Source organism: Rhodococcus opacus (assembly GCF_012396235.1).
In the GTDB taxonomy this organism is placed as follows: Bacteria; Actinomycetota; Actinomycetes; order Mycobacteriales; family Mycobacteriaceae; genus Rhodococcus_F; species Rhodococcus_F opacus.
In genome coordinates this window covers 1-9,570 of record NZ_JAAXPA010000063.1, presented here as the reverse complement: position 1 = coordinate 9,570, position 9,570 = coordinate 1, and the positions used below count along the sequence as shown (strand labels likewise).

Sequence of the window (9,570 nt, the reverse complement as noted above, 5' to 3'; positions counted from 1 at the left end):
GGCTACGTCGACGCCGTCATCCCCCCGTCCCACACCCGCGGACAGATCGTGGCCGCCCTGCGCCTACTCGAACGCAAAATGGTCACCCTCCCGCCCAAGAAGCATGGGAACATCCCCCTATGACCGCTATCACCGAGGACGACGTGCGCACCGAGACCGGTTCCGACGCGACGTCGTCAGTCAACGGTTCCGCAGCGGACACCACGCTCGCCGAGGGTGCGGCCACCGACCTGCCGGGTGACACGGACGGCGCAGCCGCCGATGCGGCCCGTGAGCCTTTCCTGAAGGTGGTCAAGGGCTCACCGTCCGACGAGGAGATCGCGGCGCTCGTCGCGGTGCTGTCCGCGGTCGCCGCCGCAGGCAGCGGTGATCCGGATGCGCACCTCCCACCCGAGTCCTGGGGTGCTCCCACGTGGATGCACCGGAGCGTCGCCCCGTTCTCGCCGTACGCGTTCCCGAACGTGTCGGAGCACCGGCGTTGATCAGGATCCGGTGACGTCCTTCGTTCTCGCCTCGGCTTCCCCGGCGCGGCTGGCTGTCCTGCGCAGCGCCGGGGTGGAGCCGGTCGTGCGAGTCTCCGGAGTCGACGAGGACGCCGTCATCGCGGCACTCGGTGCCGACGCCGCCCCCGAGCACGTCGTCACCGAACTGGCCCGAGCCAAGGCCAACGACGTCCTCCCCGTTCTCGCACGGGACGGGATCTCGGACGCCGTCGTCGTCGGATGCGACTCCATGCTGCTGATCGACGGGTCCCTGCAGGGCAAACCCGGAACCGTCGACGTCGCCCGCGCGCGGTGGTCGGCGATGGCCGGCCGTAGCGCGACCCTGCTCACCGGGCACAGCGTCCTGCGGATCGCGGAGGGTGCGGTGGTGAGTGACGCACACGATCACAGCGCCACCGTCGTCCATTTCGGGAGCCCGCCGGACGCCGATCTGGAGGCCTACCTCGCGACCGGGGAGCCACTGCAGGTCGCGGGCGCGTTCACCCTGGACAGCCTCGGGGGTTGGTTCGTGGACCGCATCGAGGGCGATCCGTCCAGCGTGATCGGGATCGGCCTGCCGCTCGTCCGGAGGTTGCTCGCGGAGGTCGGGGTCGGCGTCGCCGAGTTGTGGGCGTCGTCAGGCCGCGTCGGCTGACCGTTCGTCGACCTGCTGGTTCCGGCGCGGGAGCGTCAGCGACGCCACACCGATAGCCGCCGCCACCGCCGCAATGATCCAGAGGATGCGGCGTTCTGCCTGGAGAAACGCCTCGCCCGCTGCATTACGGGTCGATTCCCGTGCGGCCACCACCGCGGAGTCGGCGATCTGCTGCTGAGCGGCGCCGAGCGCCGCACCGCCGGATGCCGGCGAACGGCATTCGTCGGGCACCTTCATCGGGGACGTGGACCCGAGTTGCTCCGTCGCGCACCGTACGAACGTCTCCTCGGCACGCGGGATCAGCGCCGACGGCACCCCGGCCTCGGCGAGCTGCGCGGTCAGCGCAGGCCGCTCGGCCTGAACCGCGTCCGCCGATTGCGTCGCGACGAGGTTGAAGAACACGACACCGATCACCGCGAGCCCGATCGAACTACCCACCTGCTGCACGGTCGGGAGCAGCCCCGACACCGACCCCGCGTTCTGCGGTTGCACGGTCGCGAGGATCGCCGTCTGGAGCGGCGCCACGAACAGTCCGAGTCCGGCTCCCCCGATGAACAGCGGCCCGGCCAGCGCCGACCACCGCGGATCGGTGCCCTCGTGCTGCAGTTGCGCCGCCAGCACGACGAGGGAGCCGGCGAAGAGCAGCATCCCGAGAGGCAGGACGAGGTTGCCGATGCGCCGGTACACGGCAGCGGAGGCCAGCGCGGCGAGACCGGTCCCCAATGCCCACGGCAGCGTCATCACCCCGGCCCTGAGCGGGGAGAACCCGAACCCGAACTGCAGGGTGAGGGAGATGGTGAAGATCAGCGACGTGAGCGTCCCGAAGAACACGAACGCGATGGCCGCGCCGAGCGAGAACGCGCGGTCGGTGAACAACTCGAGGCGCAGCACCGGGTCGCCGCCGCGGCGCCCCAGCCGCCACTCGTAGACGACGAACGCGATCAGGACCGGCACCGAACACAGCAGCATCACCACGATCGAGGTCGGCCAGCCGCGTTCCCGGCCCTCCGCGAGCGGAAAGATCAGGAGGAACAGCCCGGCCGCCGACAGCACGGCGCCGCCCACGTCGATACGGCGGACGCCGTCGGGCTTCGCGTCGACGAGATAGAAGTAGCCGAGGACCAGGGCCGCGAGCCCGATCGGGAGGTTGACGAAGAAGATCAGCCGCCAACCCCAGTCGAAGAGATCCCACTGGATGAGAAGTCCGCCGACGAGCGGACCGCAGATGGTGGCGAGCCCGATGGTCGCGCCGTAGATGCCGAACACCCGCGGGTGCGAGCGTTTCGGAAAGAGTCCCGAGATGATGGCGAACGTCTGAGCCGACATCGACCCCGCCGCGAGACCCTGCAACGCCCGCGACACCACGAGAGCGGTCGGCGACTGGGCCAGTCCGCAGAGCAGTGAGGCAACGATGAAGACGGCCAACGCGGTGAGGAAGACCCGTCGTCGGCCGAGGAGATCCCCCAGTCGTGCCGCTGTGATCAGCGAACATGCGAAGGACAGCGTGTAGACGCTCACCATCAGCAGCTGCGCCGACACGGAAGCACCCAGATCGACCGCGATGCTCGGGAGCGCGACGTTGACGATGGTCGCGTCCAGGAGTTGCATGAACACGGCGGCGAGGCTGGTGGCCAGTCCCAGCCACGGGACCCACCGACCGAGTTCGCCTCGATAGAGTGCGTCACGCTGCGTCACAGGCATCCGGACAGGCTAGCGGCTCGAAGCTCACAGAACGCTGTGAGGTCGTTCAGAGGTTGCTGCATGCTACGCGAGGAACTTGCAGCGTAGAACCCTTTTGCCCGACACTTGACTAGACCGGGACCGACCTGTAATCAGTCTCATACTTCTTTACCTCTCGCGGTAAGGCACTCGGTGCCGCATCCTGTTGCGAGAAGTCCGTGCCACACCCGACCGAACTCGCAACCGATTCGACACACCAGGAGCCGCTCGATGGACTTGAACTTGATCACCCACTGGAAGCCAGAGCCTGGGCGGGTCGTCGAGTGGAAAGTCACGGACGCGAGTGCACGTGCGGCTGTCGAAGCGCCGGTGGATCCGGCACTGCCGACCACCATGCAGGAGCGGCACCTGCGGCGGGCCCGGCTGGCGGCGAACAACGGCGAGACGCAGTCCCCCTGGATCGGCATCGCCTTCGACTTCCCGGGCAGGCTCGACCGCGCCGCGATGACCCGCACTCTCGAGCGCTACATCCTGCGGCACGACACCCTGCACAGCTGGTTCTCGTTCGAGAACGCGGATGCCGACCCCACGGACACCGCGAACGCGGTACAGCGGCACGTCGTGCCCGCCGACTCCATCGCCCTGATCGCACACGAGGGCGAGACCCTCACCACCCCTGAACAGGTCCGCGACCACGTCGCCGCGCGCTTCGCGAACGAGACGAGCGCGCTGGCCTGGCCTGCTTTCGTGTTCGGCGTGGTGGAACATCACGACGCCGGCGCTCCCGGGCCCGAGGACAGCTTCACCCTGTTCCACGCCGTCGATCACGCGCACACCGACATGCAGTCGATGATTCTCACGTTCGCCGAGACGCGGATCATCTATCAGGCCGAACTCGACGGCGTAGAGCCCGAACTACCCGATCCGGGAAGCTACGTGGAGTACAGCCGCCGGGAGCGGGAGAAAGCGGCGACACTGACCCTCGCCTCCCCCGAGGTGCACGGCTGGATCGGTCACCTCACCCGCAACGGCGGTACCTTCCCGAGCTTCCCCCTCGACCTCGGGGCGTCCGACGAACCGAAGCCGGCCATCGGCAGCCGATTCGACCTCGCCGACGCCGACGAGTGCGAGCAGTTCGGCGCCGTGTGCAAGGCCCACGGTTCCAACTTCATCGGCGGCGTGTTCGCGGCTCTCGCGATCACCGAACACGAACTGGTCGGGCGCGACCGCTACATGGCGCTGTCCCCCCTCACCACCCGCAACGACCCGCAGTTCTACTGGTCCCAGGGGTGGTTCATCAATCTCATTCCGGTCGGGTTCGCCCTCGAGGACGCCACGACGTTCACGGGACTGGCCCAGCGCGCGCAGGACGCCTACCGGTCCGGCAAGGCGCTCGGCGAGGTGTCCGTGCAGCAAGTGATCGACACCGTGCTCGCTCAGGCCGGCCCCGAGGCGATGTCGCAACACGCCACCACGCTCGCACCGCCTCCGATCGTGTCGTACATCGACGGCCGGCGGTTGCCGCAGACCGAGAGCTTCGTGTCGACCCGGGCGACCGGCATCGTGGGTGGCAAGGCCACTCAGATCGCGTCGATCTGGGTCAACCGCATGCTCGAGGGCACGTGGATGGCCGTCTCGCACCCCGACACCGACGAGGCCCACCGGTCTGTGACCGCATATGCGGAACGGTTGTCGAACATCATGAAAACCGTTGCCCGCGAAGGCGATTACACGGTGACATCGTTCGCGCCGACAGCGGACTCCGCGACTGCCGCAGGGGTGGAGTAGTGCACGTCACGTCAATCGACCGGTACATGCTCGAACCCGGCCTGGTGACGGAATGGTCCGTCGCGCCGGGCAAGGTCTCCCCGTCCGCGGTGCCGCCTTCGTACAACCAGCAATTCCATCTCGACACCGCCCGCACCCACGGCGTCGGCCGAAGCGTCTGGATGGCAGCAGCTTTCGACCTTCCCGGGCGACTCGACCGGGATGCTCTCACGCAGGCGCTGGTGCACTTCATCCGGCGTCACGACACGCTGCAAACCGGCTTCGACGTGAGCCCGGATGCGATGGCGCGCGTGGATCTCGACCCCGAAGACATCACCGTCATCGCGTCCGAGTCCTCGGCGACGACGTCACCGCACGAACTCCGCGACCACCTGCGGTACCGGTTCACCGAGGCGTGCGACCCGCTGACGTTCCCCGCGTACCTGTTCGCCACCATCGAGCGCGACTCGCACTACACCGTGGTCAGTGCGTTCGATCACACTCTCGTCGACGGATACTCGCTCGTCATCGCGTTGGGCGAACTCCGGCAGATCTATCAGCGACTCATCGGACTCGGCGGCTCGGCCGCGCTCACCGAAGCGGACCTGACGAAAGAACTCGGCGATCCCGGGAGCTTCCTGCGGTACTGCGAACTCGAGGCCGAGACGCCCGTCACCGAGATCGGCGACCCCCGGGTGCGCGAATGGGCACGCTTCTACGAACGCTGCGGCGGCACCGCGCCCAGTTTCCCGCTCGATCTGGGTGTCGAGGCGGGCAGGCCCGCACCACAGGGAGCGGATGTCCGCCCCCTTCTCGGCGCCGCCGACACCGAGCGGTTCGAGGAAATCTGCCTGGACTCGGGGGGAAGCCTGTTCTCCGGGGCGCTCACCGCGATGGGCATGGCAGTGCACTCGATCAACGGCATTTCCCGGATGCCGTTGCAGTTTCCGCTGCACATTCGCCAGGACCCGCAGTGGGCCAATGCGATCGGGTGGCTCACGACGAGTGCGCCGCTGACGGTCGAACTGACACCCGACTGCGACTTCCAGTCCTCCCTGGCGCACACCCACGCCTCGTTCCGCACGGCTCTCACGCTCAAGGGCGTGACGATGGCCCAGGTGCGGGAGGCGCTCGGTGACGGATACCGCCGCACCCGCACGGATGTGTTCATGGTCTCGTACATCGACTACCGCAAACTGCCCGGCACCGACGATCACGACGAGCTGAACGCCCACCACATCAGCAACGTGACGGTCGCGGACGACGCGCAATTCTGGATCTCCCGCACCCAGCGCGGTCTCGCGCTGCGGTCGCGGTTCCCCGAGACGCCGACGGCACGCCGCGCGGTCACCGAGTTCCTGGTGCGGCTGCGCGAAATCATGCACGACATCTGCGAGAACGGCGTCACTCCCATCGCGGAGCTGACCAGTCAGCTGAACCTGGAAGGCACTCCGGTCGTCTGACCGCCGGAGGGCTCGAACAGTCGTCGCCGTATAGCGTCGGCGATCTTGACTGCCTCGACCTTGGCCCGCCCCGCGACGTCGCCGGCGAACAACTCGTCGACGCTGGACGTCCACAGTTCGACCCAGCGGTCGAAGTGCCGGTCGGTGAATCCGTGCCGGCCGTGCAGCGCCCGGTGCACGGCGAACGCGCTGCCTCGGTAGACGCCTGTGCGCAGCAGGACCGTCTCCCAGAAGTCGCACATGACGGGCAGGTGGTCGTCCAGGCCGATCACCGCGAGCGTCTCGAAGGCCGGTTCGAGGACCGGATCGGCGAATGCCCGGCCGTAGAAGTGCCGGAGCAGCAGTTCCAGGTCGGCGCGCGTCGAGATGTCGGGCATGAGGCCTCCGTTCGGGTGCGAATCTACGCGCCTGGGCGGGCTCCCTCACCATCCACGGCCGGTAAGTGTGAACGCCGGTCGGAAGAACTTCCGGCGTCCGCCTAGAATTGACGCCGTCCCCGTCGCATCTGCCCCAGGAGCCCACCCGTGCCCGTAGCGCCAGATCCCACCCAGTCCTTCGCCGAGTACGCCAACCCCGGTCGGCTCGTGTCGACGGAGTGGCTGTCCGCGAATCTGGGCACACCCGGCCTCAAGGTGGTGGAGTCGGACGAGGACGTGCTCCTCTACGACGTCGGCCACATCCCCGGAGCCGTCAAGGTCGACTGGCACCTCGATCTCAACGATCCGGTGACCCGTGACTACATCAACGGCGAGCAGTTCGCCGACCTGATGAGCCGCAAGGGCATCAGCCGCGACGACACCGTCGTGATCTACGGCGACAAGAGCAACTGGTGGGCGGCGTACGCCCTCTGGGTGTTCACGCTGTTCGGACACGAGGACGTCCGTCTCCTCGACGGCGGCCGCGACGCGTGGATCGCCGAGAACCGGGACACCGCGTTCGACGTCCCCGAGACCTCCCCCACCGACTACCCGGTGGTCGAGCGCAACGACGCCCCGATCCGCGCGTTCAAGGACGACGTGCTCGATCACCTCGGCAAGGGGCCGCTGATCGACGTGCGTTCGCCCCAGGAGTACACCGGCGAACGCACCCACATGCCCGACTACCCCGAAGAGGGGGCGCTGCGCGGCGGCCACATCCCGAGCGCGCTGAGCATTCCGTGGGCCAAGGCCGCAGCCCCCGACAGCCGGTTCCGCTCACGCGGTGAACTGAACGAGATCTACGGCGGTGTGTCCGCCGACGACGACATCGTGGCGTACTGCCGCATCGGGGAGCGTTCCAGCCACACCTGGTTCGTCCTCACCCACCTGCTCGGTTACCCCACCGTCCGCAACTACGACGGTTCGTGGACGGAGTGGGGCAACATGGTTCGCGTTCCGATCGTCAGGGGTGAAGAGCCGGGAGACGTTCCCGGCGCATCGTCATGACCGAACTACCCGATTCGCTTGCCGAGATCGTCGACGACTTCGCTGCCGTCGACGGCTCGGACAAGCTGCAGTTGCTGCTGGAGTTCAGCCGCGAACTGGCGCCTCTGCCTGCCGAACTCGAGCAGGACGCCATGGAACCGGTGCCCGAGTGCCAGTCTCCGTTGTTCCTGTCGGTCGACGACTCCGATCCCGACCACGTGCGGCTGCATTTCAGCGCGCCCGCGGAAGCGCCGACGACGCGGGGTTTCGCGTCGATCCTCCACCAGGGCCTGGACGGGCACAGTGCTGCCACCATCCTCGGCATTCCGGACGATTTCTATTCCGCGCTCGGGCTCGCCGACGCCGTCAGTCCCCTGCGGCTGCGCGGCATGTCCGCGATGCTCGCGCGAATCAAGCGGCATCTTCGCGGCTAGGCAGGGTTTGAACACTTACTGATGGAATTCACCGAACTTGCCGACTATCCCGTTCCGGTGGGCGCGCTCACCGAATGGTTACCGTGCGCCCGCTCGGAATGGGTGGACGATCCCCGCCCCGCCTCGTACATCCACGAAGCGCACCTGCGCCGGTGCTCCGACTCCGGTGGTCGCGAATCCTGGCTGGGCACCGCGTTCGAGATCCACGGCACGCTGAACGTCACCGCTTTCCGGTCGGCACTGGAGAAGTGGACCGATCGTCACGAGGTGCTGCGCTCGCACACGACGTTCGACGCGGAGACCGAGCGCGTGCACCGGCGCACCGTGCCGCAGGGCGGGCTGCACGTGGGGGTCGTCAGCCACGGGTACGACGCCGCCGGCGGCGACAACTTCGCGCACCTGCAGCAACTGTTCGACGAGTACGCGTCGCCGCACAGTTGGCCGTCGTACGTCTTCGCGACGCTCGAAACAGTCCAACGCGACCGATTCACGGTGTTCTTCGCGGCCGATCACTCGATCATCGACGGGTTCTCCATCGTGCTCGTCGCCCACGAGTTGACCGCCCTGTACGAGGAAGCACTGTCCGGACGCACGGCCAACCTGTTTCCCGTCGGCAGCTACATCGACTTCGGCCGTGAGGAGCGTGAGACCTCCACCGACGCCGAGGTGAAACGTGAGGCGCTCGACGTGTGGCGCTCGGCGCTCGAGGGACCGGGACTCCCCGAGTTCCCGCTCGAGGTCGGTCCGCGCACGTCGTACGCCCAGCAGAACCTGTCTGCCTGGATTCTCGATGCCGACCAGGCTGCGGCGTTCAACTCGGTGTGCCGCGAGGCGGATGTGGGGTTCTTCCCCGGCCTGCTCGCGTGCCTGGGTATGGCCGGGGCGGAAGTGGCCGGGCATCAACGCTTTCGGACGGTCACTCCGGTCCATACCCGGCACTCCCCGCAGTGGGCGTCCGCGCTCGGATGGTTCGTGGGTCTCAGCCCGATCGACTTCGAGGTGACGTCGGACGAGTTCGCCGCCGTCGCCCGCGACGCCGCCGAGAGCGTGGCCCGGACGAAACCGATCTCGGTGGTCCCGTTCGACCGCATCGAGAAGGAACTCGACATCCCCATCCGGCCTCGCTTCGTCGTCTCCTACATGGACGTCCGGTTCGTGCCCGATGCGGGCCGCTGGCACGAGCGCAACGCCCGGGCGCTGAGGAGCCGGCAGTACACCCACGACGTGTACGCCTGGATCAATCGCACCCCCCGAGGTGTCAATCTGGCGGTCCGCTATCCGGGCAACGACATCGCTGCCGCGAGCGTCCACACGTGGGTCGGGAGCCTCCGCCGGCAACTGGAACAGGTTTCAACCAGCTACCCCTCGGTAGGGTTGCGGAGCGTCGGACAGCCCTGACGGGAAATTTCGGTCCGGTGACAACACGGATCGGTTCGGTGCTTAGACTCCGAAGTGATGCCGTAAACGACCGCTGGTGACACCCACGGGAGCCACCGCGGAGACAGACCATGCGAACCACAGGAGGCTCAGTGCCCAGTCATGCCAGCGCGCACATCACGAAGGTGCTCGTCGCGAACCGCGGTGAGATTGCAGTGCGGGTGATCCGGGCCGCAGCCGATGCCGGCCTGGCCAGCGTCGCCGTCTACGCCGAACCCGACGCCGACGCCCCGTTCGTGCGCCTGGCCG

The 9,570-nt window shown here is 67.7% G+C and carries 11 protein-coding genes; 9 read left to right on the top strand and 2 right to left on the bottom strand.

The window, feature by feature from the left end; translation table 11 throughout:
- The 3 genes from HGB39_RS37475 to HGB39_RS37465 all read left to right on the top strand — a co-directional run.
- Window positions 1–123 (top strand): carboxyl transferase domain-containing protein (locus tag HGB39_RS37475; protein ID WP_167121067.1); only part of this gene is annotated, 123 nt, incomplete at its 5' end.
- On the top strand, window positions 120–482 hold the full coding sequence (locus HGB39_RS37470; RefSeq protein ID WP_005563278.1) for an acyl-CoA carboxylase subunit epsilon: 363 nt from the start codon (window positions 120–122) through the stop codon (window positions 480–482). The genes HGB39_RS37475 and HGB39_RS37470, both read left to right, overlap by 4 nt.
- 10 nt (window positions 483–492) lie before the next feature.
- Window positions 493–1,137, top strand: coding sequence for a Maf family protein (locus tag HGB39_RS37465; RefSeq protein ID WP_005265287.1), 645 nt, complete (start codon window positions 493–495; stop codon window positions 1,135–1,137).
- Here the strand turns inward: HGB39_RS37465 and HGB39_RS37460 are convergent.
- A complete protein-coding gene (locus tag HGB39_RS37460; protein ID WP_005563276.1) occupies window positions 1,120–2,838 on the bottom strand; it encodes an MFS transporter in 1,719 nt (572 codons plus the stop codon). The genes HGB39_RS37465 and HGB39_RS37460 overlap by 18 nt on opposite strands.
- Before the next feature lie 249 nt (window positions 2,839–3,087).
- Between HGB39_RS37460 and HGB39_RS37455 the strand changes: the two genes are divergently transcribed.
- A complete protein-coding gene (locus tag HGB39_RS37455; protein ID WP_005563274.1) occupies window positions 3,088–4,605 on the top strand; it encodes a condensation domain-containing protein in 1,518 nt (505 codons plus the stop codon).
- A complete protein-coding gene (locus HGB39_RS37450) occupies window positions 4,605–6,047 on the top strand; it encodes a condensation domain-containing protein (RefSeq protein ID WP_005563272.1) in 1,443 nt (480 codons plus the stop codon). The genes HGB39_RS37455 and HGB39_RS37450 overlap by 1 nt, the downstream gene beginning before the upstream one ends.
- Here HGB39_RS37450 and HGB39_RS37445 read toward each other — a convergent pair.
- A complete protein-coding gene (locus tag HGB39_RS37445; RefSeq protein ID WP_005265283.1) occupies window positions 6,014–6,424 on the bottom strand; it encodes a group III truncated hemoglobin in 411 nt (136 codons plus the stop codon). The two genes, HGB39_RS37450 and HGB39_RS37445, sit on opposite strands and share 34 nt — an antisense overlap.
- Before the next feature lie 147 nt (window positions 6,425–6,571).
- Between HGB39_RS37445 and HGB39_RS37440 the strand changes: the two genes are divergently transcribed.
- From HGB39_RS37440 to HGB39_RS37425, 4 genes are all read left to right on the top strand, one after another.
- On the top strand, window positions 6,572–7,471 hold the full coding sequence (locus HGB39_RS37440; protein ID WP_005239980.1) for a sulfurtransferase: 900 nt from the start codon (window positions 6,572–6,574) through the stop codon (window positions 7,469–7,471).
- Window positions 7,468–7,884 carry a SufE family protein gene (locus HGB39_RS37435; RefSeq protein WP_005239978.1) on the top strand — a complete coding sequence of 139 codons (417 nt, stop codon included), beginning with the start codon at window positions 7,468–7,470 and terminating at the stop codon, window positions 7,882–7,884. The genes HGB39_RS37440 and HGB39_RS37435 overlap by 4 nt, the downstream gene beginning before the upstream one ends.
- Before the next feature lie 21 nt (window positions 7,885–7,905).
- Window positions 7,906–9,282 carry a condensation domain-containing protein gene (locus HGB39_RS37430; protein ID WP_005563271.1) on the top strand — a complete coding sequence of 459 codons (1,377 nt, stop codon included), beginning with the start codon at window positions 7,906–7,908 and terminating at the stop codon, window positions 9,280–9,282.
- 131 nt (window positions 9,283–9,413) lie between these two features.
- The coding region (locus tag HGB39_RS37425) for a biotin carboxylase N-terminal domain-containing protein (protein ID WP_164066024.1) at window positions 9,414–9,570 on the top strand (157 nt) is incomplete at its 3' end.